Genomic DNA, 18,299 nt, shown 5'->3' with positions numbered 1-18,299 from the left:
ACAGCGTTCTAACAACTCAATCCTGTGGTTATGGGTCCCGGCTTTCGCCGGGACGACGAGGGGAGAGATTGCGCTGCATCCCCGTCATCCCGAGTGGGAGCCTCTTCGGCGAGCCTCGAAGGATGACGTAGCCCGTGGCCCATCCTTCGAGACGCCGCGCAAGGCGCGGCTCCTCAGGATGACGGCGGTACAAGCGGACGGGGCGATTTCTAACCCCACCCCGATGTCAGCCCGCCATCCACCGTGTAGATCACGCCCGACGTATAGCCGGCGCGGTCGGAGGCGAGGAACGCCATCAGGTCGCCGATCTCGCGTGCATGTGCGGGCCGGCCGAGCGGCAGGCCCTTCTGGAATTCCTTGTAGCGGTTCTCGTCGCCGAACTGGTTCTTGGCGCGGGTCTTGAGCAGCGTGACGTGGCGGTCGGTCCCGACCGGGCCGGGATTGATGCCGACGACGCGGATATTGTCGGCGATGCTCTTGCCGCCGAGCGCGCGGGTGAACGCCATCAGCGCGGCATTGCCGGCGCTGCCGCAGATGTAATTGGCGTCGAACTTCTCGCCGGCCGCGCCGATGTCATTGACGATCACGCCGCCGCGCGCCTTCATCTGGGCATAGATCGCGCGCGTCAGGTTGACATAGCCGAACACCTTGAGTTCCCAGGCGTGCCGCCAGGTCGCCTCATCGATCTTGTCGATCGAGCCGCCGGGGATATCGCCGGCATTGTTGACGAGGATATCGATGTCCGCAGCCTCCCCGGCGAGGCGCGCGAGATCCTCGGACTTGCGCAGATCCACCACGCTGGTCGCGGCAGATATCTGGTGCGCGGAGCGCAGCCGCTCGGCGAGCGCCTTGAGCTGGTCGCCGTTGCGGGCGGCGAGCAGGAGGTTGGCGCCTTCCTCGGCAAAGGCTTCGGCAGCGGCCGCGCCAATGCCCTTGGAGGCGCCGGTGATCAGGACACGCTTGCCGCGCAGATGCAGATCCATGGGATGTCTCGCTTGGTATGAGGAGTGGGGTGTCGGCGAATTTGGTGGGGCAGGGTCGCGCCGCGGTCAACACTGCACTGCAGCGTTGCGCTCGCGCGAAGTTTGGTCCATTGCAGGTTCATCAGAATAGGCGGCATTGCCGGCCGGGCAAATCACAAGGGTGTTCTCGATGAGCAGCGCAAAGAAGCAGTATCGGATTGCGGTCATTCCCGGTGACGGCATCGGCAAGGAAGTGATGCCGGAGGGCCTGCGCGTCATCGAGGCGGCGGCGAAGAAGCACGGCGTCGACGTGAAGTTCGACCATTTCGACTTCGCCTCCTACGACTATTACGAGAAGCACGGCGAGATGATGCCGGCCGACTGGAAGAACCAGATCGGCAAGCATGATGCGATCTACTTCGGCGCGGTCGGCTGGCCGGCGAAAATACCCGACCATATCTCGTTGTGGGGGTCGCTCATAAAATTCCGCCGCGAGTTCGACCAGTACGTCAATTTGCGCCCGGTGCGGCTGATGCCCGGCGTGCCGTCGCCGCTGGCGAACCGCAAGCCCGGCGACATCGATTTCTGGGTGGTGCGCGAGAACACCGAGGGCGAATACTCGTCCGTCGGCGGCCGCATGTTCCCGGACACCGACCGCGAATTCGTCACGCAGCAGACCGTGATGACCCGCACCGGCGTCGACCGCATCCTGAAATTCGCGTTCGATCTGGCGCAGTCGCGGCCGAAGAAGCATCTGACCTCGGCGACCAAGTCGAACGGCATCTCCATCACCATGCCTTATTGGGACGAGCGCGTGGAGGCGATGGCCAAGAAGTATCCGGGCGTGAAGTGGGACAAGTACCACATCGACATCCTGACCGCGAACTTCGTGCTGCATCCGGACTGGTTCGACGTCGTGGTCGGCTCCAATTTGTTCGGGGACATCCTTTCCGATCTCGGCCCGGCCTGCACCGGCACGATCGGCATCGCGCCGTCGGGCAACATCAATCCGGAAGGCGATTTCCCCTCGGTGTTCGAGCCGGTGCACGGCTCGGCGCCCGACATTGCCGGGCAGGGCATTGCCAACCCGATCGGCATGATCTGGTCGGGCGCGATGATGCTGGAGCATCTCGGCGAGAAGCAGGCGGCTGCTGCGATTGTTGGCGCGATCGAGCGCACGCTCGGCGAACGCACGCTGCGCACGCGCGATCTCGGCGGCAATGCCGACACCACGGCGTGCGGCAAGGCCGTCGCCGAGATGGTGGATTAGGCTACGCCGTCAAGCACGGGGTCGTCCTGGCGAAAGCCAGGACCCATTACCCCGAGTGCTTGTTGTGTTGCTGGATCTGACCACCGCCCTGCGCGATGACGCAGGCCGGTGGTAATGGCTCCTGGATCGCGCTCGCTACGCTCGCTTGTCCAGGACGACGTCATTATTGATTGCTTCGCAATCTGCGTAGGGCGGGTTAGCCCCCCTACGGCCACTGTCGTCCCTGCGAAAGCACTAGGGCATTTACACATCTCTTCGAGGCTAGAAAACCGACTCATCATCAAGGGGTTAGCTACTAGGCGAGAGCCGAAATCGGCGGGCGCAACCCTAGTGCAGATGAGTAAGTTCTCTGCGGTTTTCGGCCAACTCTTTGAGAAGACTCCGCAAAGACTGCGGAGGATATGTATATACGCTAGTGCTTTCGCAGGGACCCATAACCACAGGGGCTTGTGTTAGGGCTCGCTGTGGACCCAGCGTTTGCGACAATGTGGAGCGGTGGTTATGGGTCCCGGCTCGCGCGGAGCCTGTCATCGGGCGGCGCTTTGCGCCGACCCGTTGGCTTGGCCGGGACGACGGTGAAATTACCCCTTCACGATCCTGCGGCAGTGCTCCCACGCCGCGTGGATCAAATTCTCGCTCGCCTCGGGCGTGCGGAAGGCGGAGTGCGCCGACAGCGTCACGTTCGGGATCTTGGTCAGCGGGTGATCCTTTGGCAGCGGCTCGATGTTGTAGACGTCGAGGCCGGCGTGGCGGATGTGGCCCGAATTGAGCGCATCGATCATCGCCTGCTCGTCGACGATCGCGCCGCGCGCGGTGTTGATCAGCACCACACCCTTTTTCATCTTCGCGATCTTGTCGCGGGTGATCAGGCCGCGGGTCTCGTCATTCAGCAGCAGGTGGATCGAAACCACGTCGCTGCTCGCCAGCACGGTGTCGAGATCGACGAATTCGACACCCGGATGGTTCTTGGACGACCGGTTCCAGGCGATCACCTTCATGCCGCTGCCGAGTGCGATGCGGGCGACCTCGGCGGCGATGCCGCCGAAGCCGACCAGGCCGAGTGTCTTGCCGGTGAGCTGCATGCCGTCCTCGCGCAGCCAGTTGCCGGCGCGCATCTCGCGGTCCATCTGCGCGATCACGCGCGCCGACGACCACATCAGCGCGATCGCGGATTCCGCGACCGCGGTGTCGCCATAGCCCTTGATCAGGTGCACGGAGATGCCGAGCTCGGCGAGCTCTTCCGGGTTCATGTAGCTGCGCGCGCCGGTGCCGAGGAACACGACGTGCTTCAGGCCGGCGCACTTCTTCGCAACATCGGTCGGCAGCGCGGTGTGGTCGACCACCGCGATCTCGGCGCCGTCGAGCACCGCCGGATAGTCCTCGGACTTGATGTCGGGGTTGCGGTTGATCCGCATCCTGGGATCGCCGGGCTTTTCCAACCGCTCCGTGATGACAGCAAGCGATTCATTGGCGTCGACAAACACTGCGCGCACGAAAGCCTCCATCGATGAGGAAAAAGTAAGATCAGGACGCGACGCCGGCGAGCGCCAGCACTGTATGCATCAGGACGTTGGCGCCGGCGGCGCAATCGGTCTGCGTCGCGTCTTCCAGCTCGTTATGGCTGATGCCGTCCTTGCAGGGCACGAACACCATGGCTGCCGGCATCACCGTGTTGAGGTTGCAGGCGTCGTGGCCGGCGCCCGAGGTGATGCGGCGGTGCGAATAGCCGAGCTGCTTGGCGGCGTTCTCGACCGCGTCGACCAGCTTGGGGTCGAAATGCGTCGGCGCCTTGCGCCAGACGAGATCAAGCTGCACCTCGACCTTGCGCTTTGCTGCGATCTCGCCCACGGCGGCACGCAGGTCGCGGTCCAGCGCATCCATGATCGCAGCGTCGGCGCTGCGGCAATCCACCGTGAAGGCGATCTCGCCGGGGATGACGTTGCGCGAGGGCGCGGCGATCACGGCCTCGCCGATGGTGCCGACCGCCTTCGGGCCGTGCTTCTTCGCGATGCTCTCCATCGCCAGCACGATCTCCGACAGCGTCGCCAGCGCATCGCGGCGCAGCGGCATCGGGGTCGAGCCGGCATGGCTCTCGAAGCCGACGATCTTGCCGTCGTACCACAACACGCCCTGGCCGGAATCGACCACGCCGATGGTCTTGCCCTCGGCCTCCAGGATCGGGCCCTGCTCGATATGCAGCTCGACGAAGCTGGTGAACTTCTGGCGGCCGACCGGGGCGTCGCCGCGATAACCGATCGTGTCCAGCGCCTGCGCCACCGTGACGCCCTCGGCGTCCTTGCGCGACAGGATGTCGTCGGTGGTGAAGTCGCCGACATAGGCGGCCGAGGCCATCATCGCCGGCGCGAAGCGCGAGCCTTCCTCATTGGTCCAGTTGCAGATGCAGATCGGCAGCTCGGTCTCGATCCCGGCATCGTTCAGCGTGCGCACCATTTCGAGCGCCGCCAGCGTGCCGAGCACGCCGTCATATTTGCCGCCGGTCGGCTGGGTGTCGAGATGCGAGCCGACGCCGATCGGCGGCTTCGACATGTCCCGTCCTTTCCGCAACCCGAACATCGAGCCGAGCGCGTCGACCTGCACCTCGAGGCCGGCGTCCTCGCACGCCTTGCGGAACCAGTCGCGCACCTGCTTGTCTTCGGCGCTCAAGGTCAGCCGCCGCACACCGCCCTTGGGCGTTGCACCGAACTGCGCGGTTTCGTGGATGGTGCCCCAGAGGCGGGCGGAATCGATCTGCAGGTTGGTGGCGGCTCGGCTCATGTCGTCAGTCCATTTTTATTTTCGTCATTCCGGGGCGATGCGTCAGCATCGAACCCTAATGCGCAATTGCGCATTATGGAATCTCGAGATTCCGGGTCTGGTCCTTCGGACCATCCCGGAATGACGTTCGATTATCCGGCAATCGTTCAATGACGCGCCACTCTCGCTCCGTCAACCGCCACGCTCGCCTGCGCGATCTGCCTGGCGAGGTTGGCGACGCGCTCGATGGCGACCGCATCGGGCGAGGCGAGCCAGCTCGCGGTGAAGGTGAGGGGCGGCAGCTTGAGGTCGGTGTCGAGCAGCAGCAAGCGCCCGTCGGCAAGCTCGTTCTCGACGATCGCCGCGGGGATGACCGCGATGCCAAGCCCTTCATTGGCCATGTGGATCACGGTCGCGAGCGAGGTCGAGGCATGCAGCCGGATCGGCGGCAGGTCGGGGGCGTTGAACAGCGCGCGCACGGTCTCGTAGGGCTGGGTCTTGCGCGGAAAGGTGATGATCGGAAACCGCGCCAGGTCCTGCCGTGCCACCGGGCCGTCGCCGAGGCCGAGCGCCGGGCTCGCCAGGAAACCGATCGGGTAATCGCACAGCACATGGTTGTGCGCGCCGGACGCCGAGACCGGTCCGAGCACGAAGGCGAGCTCGATCTCCTGCGCCAGCAGCCGCTGCGTCAGATTGGGCGTGATGTCGACCTCGATCTCGAGCGACAGGTTCGGGTAGATCTCGTTGACGCTTTTGACGAGGCGCGGCAGCCAGGTGTGCACGATGGTCTCCGCGACACCGAGCCGCAGCGCGCCGCGCATCGCCGAACGGTCGCCGACCTCGGCCATCATCTCCGAGCGCAGGCCGATCAGCTTCTCGGCATAGATCATCATCAGCCGTCCACTCGGGGTCGGCGAGGCCACCCGGTGGTCGCGGTTGAGCAGCTTGACGCCCATTTCGCGCTCGAGCTGGGCAATGCGCTGGGAGATCGCCGGCTGGGTGGTGTTGAGCCGCTGGGCGGCGCCGCGGAAGCTGCCGAGCTTGACGACCCAAAGAAATGTCTCGATCGAGCGGAAGTCCGTCATTGGAAGCATTTTCCCGATCGATAAATCTGATTTATCGATTTTGATTAGAAAGGACGATTAGACATTATATCACGCTTGGTGTTGGTTTGTCCTTGTCGAGATTATGGGCAGGAGAATCCCATGACTGTTTTTGCGGCAGTGCAGCGATCTCAGGGGGAGCCAGTGCTGGCGAGCGTCGAAGCGCGCCGCGCCTGCCGTGACGGCGTGGCCTCGGCCACCACAGCCGGTCTCGCCAACGGTTTCGTCCAGGGCAATCTCGCGATCCTGCCGGAAAAACTCGCCGGCGCCTTCCACCGCTTCTGCCAGCTCAATCCGAAGCCGTGCCCGATCATCGGCATGTCCGACGTCGGCGATCCCCGCATTCCCTCGCTTGGCCTCGATCTCGACATCCGCACCGACGTGCCGCGCTACCGGGTCTGGCGCGACGGCGAGGTGGCGGACGAGCCGACCGACATCACCAAATACTGGCGCGATGATCTCGTCACCTTCGTGCTCGGCTGCTCCTACTCGTTCGAGGAGGCGCTGCTGGATGAGGGCCTGCCGATCCGTCACATTGAACGCAATCTGCGTGTGCCAATGTACCGCACCAATATCGCCTGCAGTCCGTCCGGGCCGTTCGCGGGACCCATGGTGGTGTCGATGCGCCCGTTCAAGCCGGCGGATGCGATCCGCGCGGTGCAGATCACCTCGCGCTTTCCGTCGGTGCATGGCGCACCGGTCCATCTCGGCCATCCGCATGCGATCGGCATCAAGGATATCGCCAAGCCCGATTACGGCGATGCGGTACCGGTCGCCGATGACGAGATCCCGGTGTTCTGGGCCTGTGGCGTGACGCCGCAATCGGTGATCGCAAGTGCGAAGCTGCCGTTCGCGATCACGCATTCGCCGGGCCTGATGCTGGTGACCGATCTCAGGAACAAGCAGCTCGCTGTGCTCTGAATAGGCAATTCGTGCAATTCATTGAGGCTTTACTGCGCGCTACAAGCGTCACATCGATAATAACAAGCTGACCAAGGGGAAATTTCGATGACGATCTCTCGCCGTAACGTGTTGCTGGGTGCCACTGCCGCCGCGGCGCTCGGTCCGATGGCCGCGCGCGCACAGACCAGTGAAGTGGCAATCGGCGTGATCTATCCGCTGTCGGGCGCCAGCGCCCAGATCGGCGTCGACGCGCAGCGCGCGTTCGAGACCGCGGCAGACATCATCAACAAGAACTATGACTTCGCATTGCCGCTCGCCAAGGGCGAGGGCCTGTCCGGCCTCGGCGGCGCCAAGGTCAAGCTTGTGTTCGCCGACCACCAGGCCGATCCGCAAAAGGGCCGCGCCGAAGCCGAGCGCCTGATCACGCAGGAGAAGGTCTGCGCCGTGATCGGCACCTATCAGAGCGCGGTCGCTGTCACCGTCAGCCAGATCTGCGAGCGTTACGGCGTTCCGTTCCTCTCGGCCGACAATTCCTCGCCGAGCCTGCATCGCCGCGGCTTGAAATACTATTTCCGCGCCTCGCCGCATGACGAGATGTTCTCGACCGCGATGTTCGACTTCTTCGATGCGATGAAGAAGAAGGGCCAGAAGATCGAAACGCTGGCGCTGTTCCACGAGGACACCATCTTCGGCACCGATTCGGCGAACGCGCAGACCAAGCTCGCCGGCGAGCGCGGCTACAAGATCGTGGCCGACATCAAGTACCGCGCCAACTCGCCGTCGCTGACCGCGGAGGTGCAGCAGCTCAAGGCGGCGAATGCCGACGTGCTGATGCCGTCGAGCTACACCACCGACGCGATCCTCCTGGTCAAGACCATGGCCGAGCTCGGCTACAAGCCGAAGAACATCATGGCGCAGGACGCCGGCTTCTCCGAGAAGGCGACCTACGACGCGGTCGGCGACAAGCTCGAGGGCGTGATCTCGCGCGGCAGCTTCTCGCTCGACCTGGCGCAGAAGCGTCCGATGGTCGGTCTCATCAACGAGATGTACCGCGCCAAGTCCGGCAAGGACTTCAACGACTATTCGTCGCGCCAGTTCATGGGCCTGATCGTGATGGCGGACGCCATCAACCGCGCCAAGTCGACCGACGGCGACAAGATCCGCGAGGCGCTGGTCGCCACCGACATGCCGGGCGATCAGACCATCATGCCGTGGCGGCGCGTCAAGTTCGACGAGATGGGGCAGAACAACTTCGCCGATCCGGTGCTGTTGCAGTACTCCGCGAAGAACTTCGTGACGATCTTCCCGGAACAGGCCGCCGTCTCCGAGGCGATCTGGCCGATGAACAGCTAATCGGTCGGGCGCCAGAGGGGGCAAGCGGCGGTGACAGCCGAAGACATAATTCAGAGTCTCGCATGTTCCGTCATTGCGAGCGAAGCGAAGCAATCCACGTCTCCGCGAAAAGAAAGCATGGATTGCTTCGTCGCTTCGCTCCTCGCAATGACGGGGGCTAAAGACAATGGTCGGAACATGGAGCGTCGACGGTGACAGCCGAGACCATTATCCAGAGTTTGGCGAGCGGCCTGTTGATGGGGCTGCTCTACGGACTGATCGCCGCAGGCCTCGCATTGATCTTCGGATTGATGGACGTCGTGAATTTCGCGCACGGCGAGTTCCTGATGATCGCGATGTACGCGACCTTCTTCCTGTTCGCGTTCTTCGCGATCGATCCCTTGCTCTCGGCGCCGCTGGTCGCCGCGGCGTTGTTCGTGTTCGGCGCGGTGGTCTATCTGTTGATCGTCCGCTTCGCGATGCGCGCCAAGGCCAATGCCGGCATGGTGCAGATCTTCTCGACCTTCGGGCTGGCGATCGTGATGCGGGGCCTCGCCCAGTTCTTCTTCACGCCCGACTACCGCAGCGTCACCAACTCCTGGGTCGGCGGCAAGACGGTGTCGATCGCCGGCATCTATCTGCCGGAGCCGCAGCTGATCGGCGCGATGCTGTCGATCGCGGCCTTTGTCGCGCTGTACTTCTTCATCAATCGCACCGATTTCGGCCGCGCGCTCGAGGCGACGCGCGAGGACGCCGGCGCGGTGGCGCTGGTCGGCATCGACAAGAACCGGGTGTTCGCGCTCGGCTGGGGCCTCGGTGCGGCGCTGGTCGGCCTCGCCGGCGCCATCATGGCGATCTTCTTCTACGTCTATCCCGATGTCGGCGCGTCGTTTGCCCTGATCGCCTACGTCACCGTGGCGCTCGGCGGCTTCGGCAGCGTGTTCGGCGCCTTTGCCGGCGGCATCATCGTCGGCCTAGTGGAAGCGACCACCGCGCTGATCCTGCCGCCGTCGCTGAAATCGGTCGGCATCTATGCCGTTTACCTGCTGGTCGTCTTCATCCGCCCGCGTGGCCTGTTCGGATCGATGTGATGGACACCCAGTTCGCTCAACGCCGCAGGCGTGACCTGATCGTGGCGGCCTGCCTCGCGGCGATCGCCGCGCTGGTGCCGCTGTTCGTCAAGGACGTCTACGTCCAGAACATCATGGTGCTGACGCTGATGTATGCGGCGCTGTCGCAGAGCTGGAACATCCTGTCCGGCTATTGCGGACAGATATCGCTCGGCCATGCGCTGTATTTCGGGCTCGGCGCCTATACCACCGCGCTCTTGTTCACCAAGTTCGGCGTGCTGCCGTGGTTCGGCATGCTGGCGGGCGGGGCGATCTCCGCATTGATCGCGATGGCGCTCGGCTACCCCTGCTTCCGCCTGCGCGGCCATTATTTCGTGATCGCGACCATCGTGATCGCCGAGATCGCCTTGCTGTTGATCCAGAACTGGGATTGGGCCGGCGCCGCGCTCGGCATCGACATCCCGGTGCGTGGCGACAGCTGGCTGAAATTCCAGTTCACCCGCTCGAAGCTGCCTTACTTCTATTTCGCGCTGGCGCTGGCCTGCATCGCCTGGTTCGTCACCTGGTGGCTGGAGGATTCCAAATGGGGCTATTGGTGGCGCGCGGTGAAGGACAATCCCGATGCGGCCGAAAGCCTCGGCGTGGTCGTGTTCAATTCCAAGATGGGCGCGGCGGCGGTTTCGGCCTTCCTCGTTGCGGTCGGCGGCAGCTTCTACGCCCAGTTCGTCTCCTACATCGATCCTGAGAGCGTGATGGGCTTCCAGTTCTCGCTGCTGATGGCGCTGCCCGCGGTGCTTGGCGGCATCGGCACCTTGTGGGGCCCGGTACTGGGGGCTGTCATCCTGATCCCGCTCACCGAGCTCACGCGCTCGTTCATCGGCGGCTCCGGGCGCGGCGTCGACCTCATCGTCTACGGCACGCTGATTGTCGTGATCTCGCTGGCGCTGCCGCGCGGCCTGGTCAGCGTGTTCTCCCTGCGCAAGGGAGCTGCACGATGACGGCGCTGCTGGAAACGCGCGGAGTATGGCAGCGCTTCGGCGGCCTCGTCGCCAACAGCGATGTCTCGATCTCGGTCGGGCGCGGCGAGATCGTCGGCCTGATCGGCCCCAACGGCGCCGGCAAGTCGACGCTGTTCAATCTGATCGCGGGCGTGCTGCCGCCGACCCAGGGCTCGATCATCTTCGACGGCGAGGACGTGACCAAGCTGCCGGCGGCGGAACGCTGCCAGCGTGGCGTCGGGCGCACCTTCCAGGTCGTCAAGAGTTTTGAGACCATGACCGTGATCGACAACGTCATCGTCGGCGCGCTGATCCGCAACACCAAGATGCGCATCGCGCGGCAGAAGGCCTATGAGGTGCTGGAGTTCTGCGGCCTTGCCGCGCGCGCCGACAAGCTTGCCGCCGACCTCGTCCCGTCGGAGAAGCGCCGGCTCGAGGTCGCCCGCGCGCTCGCCACCGAGCCGAAGCTGCTGCTGCTTGACGAAGTCCTCACCGGACTGACGCCGGTCGAGGCACAGACCGGGGTCGAGCTGGTGCGCAAGGTCCGCGCCGCCGGCATCACCGTGCTGATGGTCGAGCATGTGATGGAAATCGTGATGCCGCTGGTCGACCGCGCCATCGTGCTCAATCTCGGCAAGGTGCTGGTCGAGGGCAAGCCGACTGAGGTCGTCCGCAATCCGGAAGTCATTTCTGCCTATCTCGGGGATCGTCATGCTGTCGGTGCGTGAAGTCACCACCGCCTATCAGGGCCTGGTTGCGATCTCCTCGGTGTCGATCGACGTCACCAAGGGTGAGATCGTCTGCGTCGCCGGCGCCAACGGTGCGGGCAAGTCGACGCTGTTGAAATCGATCGCCGGCGCCGAGCGGCCGCGCGCTGGAACCGTCACCTTCGACGGCAAGCGCATCGACGGCCAACCGCAGCACGTCATCACGTCAAGCGGCATCGCTTACGTGCCGGAGAATCGCCGGCTTTTTCCGCGGCTCTCGGTGCGCGACAATCTGCGCCTCGGCAGCTATCTCTACCGCAGCCAGTCCGACCGCGATGCGCCGCTCGATCTGGTGTTCAAGCTGTTTCCGCGGCTTGGCGAACGGCTCGACCAGCGCGCAGAGACGTTGTCCGGTGGCGAGCAGCAGATGCTTGCGATCGGCCGCGCGCTGATGACGCGGCCGCGGCTTCTGATGCTCGACGAACCGTCGCAGGGCATCATGCCGAAACTGGTCGACGAGATCTTCCAGGCCGTGAAGCGCATCCGCGACGCCGGCATGACGGTCCTGATCGTCGAACAGCGCATGGCCGAATGCCTCGAGATCGCCGACCGCGCCTACATCCTGCAGACCGGCCGCGTGCTGATGCAGGGCACCGCCGCCGAGATCAGCGGCAATCCCGACGTCCGCAAGGCGTATCTGGGACTGTAGCGGGATTCTCCGCGCACACCGACGTCATCCTGAGGTGCGCGCCTCTTCGGCGCGCCTCGAAGGATGGCCGCGGGCGAGTATGTGGCCCATCCTTCGAGGCTCGCTTCGCTCGCACCTCCAGCGACAAAGGCTTTGCCTTTGCGCGGGGATGACGCCAGTGTATGTGGTGCGCGCAATCCAGCCCGTAGCCCGGATGAGCGCAGCGACATCCGGGGCGTCCCGCATATCGCTGCGCTCATGCGGGCTACTGATCCAGCCCACGCAGCCTACTTGCTCTCGTCGATCTTCTCGACCTTGGCGGCGAGGTCCGGCACGCGGCTGACGCGATAGGTTGCGTTGCTGCATGTCAGCGTCCAGGCCTCGTTGTCGGGTTTCGAGAGCTTGTCGTCCCGTTCGGCCTTGAGCGGCTTGTCGCAAGGATAGCCTTGCGCGCGCAGCTGGGTTGCCAGCATGCCTTGCAAGGTCTCTTCGGTCCGTGCGTCGGACGCCGCAAGGCCAACGGCGAACGGAACCGCTAACGCCAAGCCTGTGAACCTCATCATGACTGTCTTCCGCATATCGATCCTCCGCTTGATCTAGTGAGGGTGATCCGGCAGCACGAGCCCGAACGTCCTGGTCAAATCCGCCACCTGGTCGGGCGACAAATAGCGCGGGTTCAGACCGCGCAGCAGCAGATAGAGCTTTGCGGTTTCCTCGAGTTCCTCGGTCGCGAACACCGCCGCTTCCAGCGTATCGCCCGACACCACGGGCCCATGATTGGCGAGCAGCACCGATGAATATTTCCCGGCCAGGCCCCGGATCGCGTCGGCAACGGCCGGATCGCCGGGGCGATAATAGGGCACCAGCGCGGTCTGGCCGCACTTCATGACGTAATAGGCGGTCATCGGCGGCAGCGTGGCGCGCGGATCGATCTCGGGCAGCATCGAGAGCGCGACCGAATGGGTCGAGTGCAGGTGCACCACGGCGCCGGCGCTCGTGCGCGTCTGGTAGAGCGCAGTGTGCAGCGGCACTTCCTTGGTCGGGGCATCGCCGGAGACGAGCCGGCCGTTGCCGTCGAGCCGTGACATTTTCGCCGGATCGAGGAAGCCGAGCGAGGCGTTGGTCGGCGTCACCAGCCAGCCGCCGTCGTCGAGCCGGACGCTGATATTGCCCGAGGAGCCCGGCGTCAGGCCGCGCTCGAACAGCGAGCGGCCGAAGCGGCAGATGTCCTCACGAAGCTTTGTTTCGTTCATCCGGTTTCGCTCGCGGCGCCATCTTGGCGCTATCCGTTTTCCGCTTTGTCTCATGCTTTGGCAGCGCGGCCAAGCCGTGATAGGCAAGCAGCAACGAGCATGAACCGGGCCCGGAAGGCCGCGCTGGCGCAAAGTGGCAGCCGGTTTTCCGAAAAGGTCATGCTCAAACAACTAAAAATGTTCAGGGATCGCCACATGTCCAGTTCCGCAACATCACGTGTCGCCGTCATCGGGCTGGGCTCGATGGGATACGGCATGGCGACCTCGCTCAGGCGGGCCGGTTTCGAGGTGACCGGCTGCGACGTCACGGCCGATGCGGTGGCGCGCTTCGTCGCCGACGGCGGCAAGGGCGCCAAGTCGCCTTCCGAGGCGGCCCGGGATGCCGACATTGTCGTCAGCGTTGTCGTCAACGCCGCGCAGACTGAAGCGATTCTGTTCGGCAAGGACGGTGTCGCCGAGACCTTGGCCAAGGACGCGGTCTTCATCTCCTCGGCGACCATGGACCCCGATATCGCGCGGCGCCTCGCAAAGCAGCTCGAGACGACCGGCCGGCACTATCTCGATGCCCCGATCTCCGGCGGCGCGCAGCGCGCGGCGCAGGGCGAATTGACGATTCTGGCCTCCGGCAGCGCCGCGGCGTTTGCGAAGGCGCGGCCGGCGCTGGACGCGATGGCGGCAAAACTCTACGAGCTCGGCGATGCCGCGGGGCAGGGCGCCGCGTTCAAGATGATCAACCAGCTGCTGGCCGGCGTGCATATCGCGGCCGCCTCCGAGGCGATCGCCTTTGCCGCCAAGCAGGGGCTCGACATCCGCAAGGTCTATGAGGTGATCACCGCCTCCGCCGGCAATTCCTGGATGTTCGAGAACCGCATGCCGCATGTGCTCGACGGCGACTATGCGCCGCGCAGCGCCGTGGAAATTTTTGTGAAGGACCTCGGCATCATCCAGGACATGGCGCGCAATGCACGCTTCCCGGTGCCGGTCTCGGCCGCGGCCTTGCAGATGTTCCTGATGACCGCCGCCGCCGGCATGGGCCGCGACGATGATGCGTCGGTGGCGCGGATGTATGCGCAGGTTACCGGCACCAAGCTTCCCGGCGAGAAATAAGAGGATCTTGCAATGCCCCGTTTTGCCGCCAACCTCACCATGATGTTCAACGAGGTCCCGTTCCTCGACCGCTTCGAGGCGGCGGCGAACGCGGGCTTCACCGCGGTCGAGTTCCTGTTTCCTTACGACCATCCGGCCGAGGAGGTCGGCAAGCGGCTGAATGGCAATGGGCTGACGCAGGCGCTGTTCAATTTGCCGCCGGGCGACTGGAACGCCGGCGAGAAGGGGTTTGCCGCGCTGCCGGACCGTTTCGCCGACCTCCAGCAAAGCCTGAAGATCGCGCTGCCCTATGTGCAGGCGACCGGCGTCAAGCGGGTGCATCTGATGGCGGGAATAGCCGACCGCAGCGATGCCAGGGCGGTCGCCGCGTTTCGCAAATCTGTCGCCCATGCCGCGGAGTTCTTCGCGCCGCATGGCCTCGACGTCGTGATCGAGCCGATCAATCCGCGCAACGTGCCCGGCTACTTCCTCAACGACTTCATCTTCGCGCGCGATCTGATCAACGAGCTTGGTATCGCGAACCTGAAGCTGCAGTTCGACATCTACCACTGCCAGATCATCCATGGCGACGTCACCATGCGGCTGCGTGAAATGATGCCGATCATCGGCCACATCCAGATCGCGTCGATCCCCTCGCGCAACGAGCCCGACGGCGAGGAGCTGAACTATCCGTTCCTGTTCGGCGAGCTCGACCGGCTCGGCTATGGCGGCTTCGTCGGCTGCGAATACAATCCGCGCGGCAAGACCACCGACGGTCTTGCCTGGTTCAAGCCCTATGCCGGAGTGAAGCCGTGACGCGAGCCGGAAAGCTGTCTCTCGGTTGCATCGCCGACGATTATACTGGCGCCTCCGATCTCGCCAACACGCTGACCCGCGCCGGCCTGCGCACGGTGCAGACCATCGGCGTGCCCGCGGACGATCTCGCGCTGCCCGAGGTCGACGCCGTCGTGGTGTCGCTGAAGAGCCGTTCGATCGAGGCCGGCCTCGCCGTGACGCGTTCGCGCGCAGCGGAGGCCTGGCTGCGCGGCCGCGGCGCCAAACATATCCTGTTCAAGATCTGCTCGACCTTTGATTCAACCGATGCCGGCAATATTGGCCCGGTGATGGACGCGCTGCGTGCCGATTCCAGGGATGCCATCGTGCTGGTGACGCCGGCGTTCCCGGAGACCGGCCGCACCGTCTACCAGGGCAATCTGTTCGTCGGCCCGGTGCCGCTGAACGAGAGTCCGCTGAAGGACCACCCGCTCAACCCGATGCATGATTCCAATCTGGTTCGCGTGCTGGCGCGGCAAAGCACGACGAAGGTCGGCCTGGTCGATCTGGCGACGCTGATCCGTGGCGCGGACGCCGTCCGGGCAAGGCTCGCCGAGCTCACGCAAGGCGGCATCGGCGCCGCCATCGTCGATGCGGTGTTCGACCGCGACCTCGAGACCATCGGGCAGGTCGCGCTGGATCACCGTCTTTCGGTCGGCGCTTCCGGGATCGGGCTTGGCCTGGCGCGGGCGCTCGTCGCCGCGAGCAAAGCGAAACCGGACACCGCGGATGCGATGCTGGCGACGCCGGTCGGCGGCCCGGCGGCGTGCCTTGCCGGCAGTTGCTCGCAGGCGACCCTGCGCCAGATCGCAAACGCCGAGAAAGTGATGCCGGTCCTGCACCTCGATCCCGAGCGGGTGGTCGCCGGCAAGGACGAAACGCAGCGTGCGCTCGCCTGGGCCAGAGACCGGCTCGGGGCGGGGCCAATCCTGATCGCGAGCAGCTCGACCCCGGATCAGGTGGCGGCTGTGCAATCCCGTCATGGTCGTGATGCAGCCGGGCATGCCATCGAGCAGGCGATGGCCGACATCGCGGATGGTCTGGTGCAGTCGGGCGTGCACAGGCTGGTGGTCGCCGGTGGTGAAACTTCGGGCGCCGTGGTCGATCGCCTGCGCATTCCTGGATTCCTGGTAGGTGCGGAAATCGCTGCCGGCGTGCCGGTTCTGCGAGCGGTCGGCGCCGGGAGAGGCGAGATGGTGCTTGCCCTGAAATCAGGCAATTTCGGCGGGCCGGAGTTTTTCTCGGATGCGCTGGCATTGATGCCTTGATGCGGCTGGCGCGCATCATGCCACGGCGTCGAAGAGCGCCTCAGTAGTTCAACGGGGGACCAAATTAACCCTACTTAAGGAGGGGGGCTGGCTTTGATGTCTGCGGCGTCCCGCCACGCCCCCAGCCATTCGATCGGGCTTCGCGAGCCCGATATCAAGAGACCCCACGATGTTCGCCAAATTCTCGATCCGCGCCAAGATTATTGCCGTGGTTGCGTTCCTGCTTGTCGCGATGACCGGCATGGGCCTGCTCGCGGTCGTGAATTTGCGGTCGATCAACGCCAACACTGTCGACATCACGACGAGCTGGCTGCCGAGCGTGCGTGCGCTCGGCGATCTGCGCGCCGGCGTCATCACCTATCGCAACGTGATCCGCGAACACATGCTGTCCGAGACGCTGGAGGACAAGCTCGCGCAGGAAAAGACCCTGACCTCGGTGGTCGACGCCAACCTCAAGGTCCGCGCGATCTACGAGCCGCTGATCGCGACCCCGGCGGAGCGCGCGCTCTACGATCAATGGGTCGATGCCTGGACCCGCTACAAGAAGGGCACCGAGGAGGTGATGGCGCTGTCGCGTCGGGATGTCGGAAAGACCCCGCACGATGCGCATGAGCTGAACGCCAAGACCGTGAACAAGATCGGCCTCGAGGCCGACGAAATCCTGCGCAAGGACATCGAGCTCAACAATGCCGGCGCCGACAAGGCGGCGCAGGACGCGGCAAACAGCTACGCGTCGGCCGTCATGCTGCTTGCGATGATCCTTGGCGCTGCCATCATCGTCGGCGTCGGCGTCAGCTTCCTGATGATCCGCGACGTCTCGGCCGGCATCGCTTCGATCGTGACCCCGATGCAGGCGCTGGGCCGCGGCGACCTGACCGCAAACGTCCCGCATCAGGGCGAGAAGACGGAGATCGGCGCGATGGCCGATACGCTGCAGGTGTTCAAGGAAGCGCTGGTCGCCAAGAAGGCGGCCGATGAAGCCGCCGCTGCCGACGCCGAAGCCAAGATCGAGCGCGGCCGCCGGGTCGACACCATCACCCGCAATTTCGAACAGATGATCGGCGAGATCGTGCAGACCGTGTCGTCGGCCTCGACCCAGCTCGAAGCCTCCGCAGGCACGCTGTCGTCGACCGCCCGGCGCTCGCAGGAGCTGACCACGTCGGTTGCCGCCGCGTCCGAGGAAGCCTCCACCAATGTCCAGTCGGTGGCGTCGGCGACCGAGGAGCTGTCGTCGTCGGTGACCGAGATCAGCCGCCAGGTGCAGGAGTCGGCGCGGATGGCCGGCGATGCCGTCGGCCAGGCGCGCACCACCAACGATCGCGTCAGCGAGCTGTCGAAGGCCGCCGCGCGGATCGGCGACGTCGTCGAGCTGATCAACACCATCGCCGGCCAGACCAATTTGCTGGCGCTGAACGCCACCATCGAGGCGGCACGCGCCGGCGAGGCCGGCCGCGGCTTCGCCGTGGTGGCGTCCGAGGTGAAGGCGCTGGCCGAGCAGACCGCCAAGGCGACCGGCGAGATAGGCCAGCAGATCGCCGGCATCCAGACCGCGACCCAGGAGTCGGTCGGCGCGATCAAGGAAATCTCCTCGACCATCGAACGGCTGTCGGAAATCTCGTCCACCATTGCGGCCGCGGTCGAAGAGCAGGGCGCGGCGACGCAGGAAATCTCCCGCAATGTGCAGCAGGCGGCGCAGGGCACCCAGCAGGTCTCGGCCAACATCACCGACGTCCAGCATGGCGCCAACGAGACCGGCTCGGCGTCGAGCCAGGTGCTGTCGGCGGCCCAATCGCTCTCGGGCGACAGCAGCCGCCTCAAGCTCGAGGTCAGCAAGTTCCTCGACGCCGTCCGCGCCGCCTGATCCGGCGGCGCCGCTCGGGCGGCCGCCATCCTTCGCCTAACCGATGCCGACGTGGTGGGCTGACCCGGCCCACCACGTTTTACATTTTCGCAGAGCAGCGATGCGTTAACCTCGCGTCGGCCGAAAAAGCATCCTCGGCCGGCTCGCATTCGCAGCAGAGCCGTCTCTTTTTGACGACGATCCGCGCGCGATCGGCGGCACGGCGCCCGG

At 64.9% G+C, this 18,299-nt stretch carries 17 protein-coding genes; 11 read left to right on the top strand and 6 right to left on the bottom strand.

The annotated features are described in order from the left end of the window. Positions 1-209: 209 nt before the first annotated feature. Complete coding sequence (locus tag J6525_RS38335; RefSeq protein WP_225648514.1) at positions 210-983, bottom strand: SDR family oxidoreductase; 774 nt, start codon at positions 981-983, stop codon at positions 210-212. A 169-nt stretch (positions 984-1,152) separates the two neighbouring features. Between J6525_RS38335 and J6525_RS38330 the strand changes: the two genes are divergently transcribed. Continuing rightward, the gene (locus J6525_RS38330; RefSeq protein ID WP_057017663.1) at positions 1,153-2,232 is read left to right on the top strand and encodes a tartrate dehydrogenase; all 1,080 of its coding nucleotides are present in this window, start codon (positions 1,153-1,155) and stop codon (positions 2,230-2,232) included. A gap of 581 nt (positions 2,233-2,813) precedes the next feature. Here the strand turns inward: J6525_RS38330 and J6525_RS38325 are convergent. From J6525_RS38325 to J6525_RS38315, 3 genes are all read right to left on the bottom strand, one after another. Beyond that, entirely contained in the window at positions 2,814-3,725 is a 912-nt protein-coding gene (locus J6525_RS38325) for an NAD(P)-dependent oxidoreductase (RefSeq protein WP_225648513.1), read from the bottom strand. A 31-nt stretch (positions 3,726-3,756) separates the two neighbouring features. Then, positions 3,757-5,007: a Zn-dependent hydrolase gene (locus J6525_RS38320; protein ID WP_225648512.1), complete on the bottom strand. Its 1,251-nt coding sequence runs from the start codon at positions 5,005-5,007 to the stop codon at positions 3,757-3,759. Between the two features lie 146 nt (positions 5,008-5,153). Beyond that, positions 5,154-6,071 carry a LysR family transcriptional regulator gene (locus J6525_RS38315; protein ID WP_225648511.1) on the bottom strand — a complete coding sequence of 306 codons (918 nt, stop codon included), beginning with the start codon at positions 6,069-6,071 and terminating at the stop codon, positions 5,154-5,156. Between the two features lie 120 nt (positions 6,072-6,191). On the opposite strand from J6525_RS38315, the gene J6525_RS38310 reads away from it, so the two are divergent. From J6525_RS38310 to J6525_RS38285, 6 genes are all read left to right on the top strand, one after another. After that, positions 6,192-7,010 (top strand): putative hydro-lyase, encoded by an 819-nt coding sequence (locus tag J6525_RS38310; protein ID WP_225648510.1) that lies wholly within the window; start codon positions 6,192-6,194, stop codon positions 7,008-7,010. 87 nt (positions 7,011-7,097) lie between these two features. After that, positions 7,098-8,345 carry an ABC transporter substrate-binding protein gene (locus J6525_RS38305; RefSeq protein WP_076827180.1) on the top strand — a complete coding sequence of 416 codons (1,248 nt, stop codon included), beginning with the start codon at positions 7,098-7,100 and terminating at the stop codon, positions 8,343-8,345. Positions 8,346-8,536: 191 nt separating this feature from the next. Beyond that, the gene (locus J6525_RS38300) at positions 8,537-9,415 is read left to right on the top strand and encodes a branched-chain amino acid ABC transporter permease (RefSeq protein ID WP_026192487.1); all 879 of its coding nucleotides are present in this window, start codon (positions 8,537-8,539) and stop codon (positions 9,413-9,415) included. Continuing rightward, complete coding sequence (locus J6525_RS38295; protein ID WP_028331787.1) at positions 9,415-10,392, top strand: branched-chain amino acid ABC transporter permease; 978 nt, start codon at positions 9,415-9,417, stop codon at positions 10,390-10,392. The genes J6525_RS38300 and J6525_RS38295 overlap by 1 nt, the downstream gene beginning before the upstream one ends. After that, on the top strand, positions 10,389-11,120 hold the full coding sequence (locus J6525_RS38290; RefSeq protein ID WP_016842862.1) for an ABC transporter ATP-binding protein: 732 nt from the start codon (positions 10,389-10,391) through the stop codon (positions 11,118-11,120). The genes J6525_RS38295 and J6525_RS38290 overlap by 4 nt, the downstream gene beginning before the upstream one ends. Then, positions 11,104-11,808 carry an ABC transporter ATP-binding protein gene (locus tag J6525_RS38285; RefSeq protein WP_018270525.1) on the top strand — a complete coding sequence of 235 codons (705 nt, stop codon included), beginning with the start codon at positions 11,104-11,106 and terminating at the stop codon, positions 11,806-11,808. Before J6525_RS38290 ends, J6525_RS38285 begins: the two co-directional genes overlap by 17 nt. A 266-nt stretch (positions 11,809-12,074) precedes the next feature. On the opposite strand, the gene J6525_RS38280 is transcribed toward J6525_RS38285, so the two are convergent. After that, complete coding sequence (locus J6525_RS38280) at positions 12,075-12,350, bottom strand: hypothetical protein (protein WP_092083286.1); 276 nt, start codon at positions 12,348-12,350, stop codon at positions 12,075-12,077. 33 nt (positions 12,351-12,383) lie between these two features. Then, positions 12,384-13,040, bottom strand: a complete 657-nt coding sequence (gene otnC, locus J6525_RS38275) for a 3-oxo-tetronate 4-phosphate decarboxylase (protein ID WP_225648509.1) — start codon at positions 13,038-13,040, stop codon at positions 12,384-12,386. Between the two features lie 159 nt (positions 13,041-13,199). On the opposite strand from otnC, the gene ltnD reads away from it, so the two are divergent. From ltnD to J6525_RS38255, 4 genes are all read left to right on the top strand, one after another. After that, positions 13,200-14,147 (top strand): L-threonate dehydrogenase, encoded by a 948-nt coding sequence (gene ltnD, locus J6525_RS38270; RefSeq protein WP_225648521.1) that lies wholly within the window; start codon positions 13,200-13,202, stop codon positions 14,145-14,147. Positions 14,148-14,159: 12 nt separating this feature from the next. Continuing rightward, a complete protein-coding gene (gene otnI, locus J6525_RS38265) occupies positions 14,160-14,942 on the top strand; it encodes a 2-oxo-tetronate isomerase (RefSeq protein ID WP_225648508.1) in 783 nt (260 codons plus the stop codon). Continuing rightward, positions 14,939-16,228, top strand: a complete 1,290-nt coding sequence (gene otnK, locus J6525_RS38260; RefSeq protein WP_225648507.1) for a 3-oxo-tetronate kinase — start codon at positions 14,939-14,941, stop codon at positions 16,226-16,228. The genes otnI and otnK overlap by 4 nt, the downstream gene beginning before the upstream one ends. Before the next feature lie 169 nt (positions 16,229-16,397). After that, positions 16,398-18,089: a methyl-accepting chemotaxis protein gene (locus J6525_RS38255; RefSeq protein ID WP_225648506.1), complete on the top strand. Its 1,692-nt coding sequence runs from the start codon at positions 16,398-16,400 to the stop codon at positions 18,087-18,089. Positions 18,090-18,299 lie beyond the last annotated feature (210 nt).

This window comes from Bradyrhizobium australafricanum (genome assembly GCF_020329495.1).
Taxonomy (GTDB): Bacteria; Pseudomonadota; Alphaproteobacteria; order Rhizobiales; family Xanthobacteraceae; genus Bradyrhizobium; species Bradyrhizobium australafricanum.
The sequence above is the reverse complement of the archived record's forward strand: the minus strand, read 5'-3'. Positions and strand labels throughout refer to the sequence as shown.

Bases quoted from the DNA above. Each gene is read 5' to 3' on its own strand.
- J6525_RS38335 (WP_225648514.1), bottom strand. From the start codon at position 983: ATGGATCTGCATCTGCGCGGCAAGCGTGTCCTGATCACCGGCGCCTCC.
- J6525_RS38330 (WP_057017663.1), top strand. From the start codon at position 1,153: ATGAGCAGCGCAAAGAAGCAGTATCGGATTGCGGTCATTCCCGGTGAC.
- J6525_RS38320 (WP_225648512.1), bottom strand. From the start codon at position 5,007: ATGAGCCGAGCCGCCACCAACCTGCAGATCGATTCCGCCCGCCTCTGG.
- J6525_RS38315 (WP_225648511.1), bottom strand. From the start codon at position 6,071: ATGACGGACTTCCGCTCGATCGAGACATTTCTTTGGGTCGTCAAGCTC.
- J6525_RS38310 (WP_225648510.1), top strand. From the start codon at position 6,192: ATGACTGTTTTTGCGGCAGTGCAGCGATCTCAGGGGGAGCCAGTGCTG.
- J6525_RS38305 (WP_076827180.1), top strand. From the start codon at position 7,098: ATGACGATCTCTCGCCGTAACGTGTTGCTGGGTGCCACTGCCGCCGCG.
- J6525_RS38295 (WP_028331787.1), top strand. From the start codon at position 9,415: ATGGACACCCAGTTCGCTCAACGCCGCAGGCGTGACCTGATCGTGGCG.
- J6525_RS38290 (WP_016842862.1), top strand. From the start codon at position 10,389: ATGACGGCGCTGCTGGAAACGCGCGGAGTATGGCAGCGCTTCGGCGGC.
- J6525_RS38285 (WP_018270525.1), top strand. From the start codon at position 11,104: ATGCTGTCGGTGCGTGAAGTCACCACCGCCTATCAGGGCCTGGTTGCG.
- J6525_RS38280 (WP_092083286.1), bottom strand. From the start codon at position 12,350: ATGATGAGGTTCACAGGCTTGGCGTTAGCGGTTCCGTTCGCCGTTGGC.
- otnC (WP_225648509.1), bottom strand. From the start codon at position 13,040: ATGAACGAAACAAAGCTTCGTGAGGACATCTGCCGCTTCGGCCGCTCG.
- ltnD (WP_225648521.1), top strand. From the start codon at position 13,200: ATGCTCAAACAACTAAAAATGTTCAGGGATCGCCACATGTCCAGTTCC.
- otnI (WP_225648508.1), top strand. From the start codon at position 14,160: ATGCCCCGTTTTGCCGCCAACCTCACCATGATGTTCAACGAGGTCCCG.
- J6525_RS38255 (WP_225648506.1), top strand. From the start codon at position 16,398: ATGTTCGCCAAATTCTCGATCCGCGCCAAGATTATTGCCGTGGTTGCG.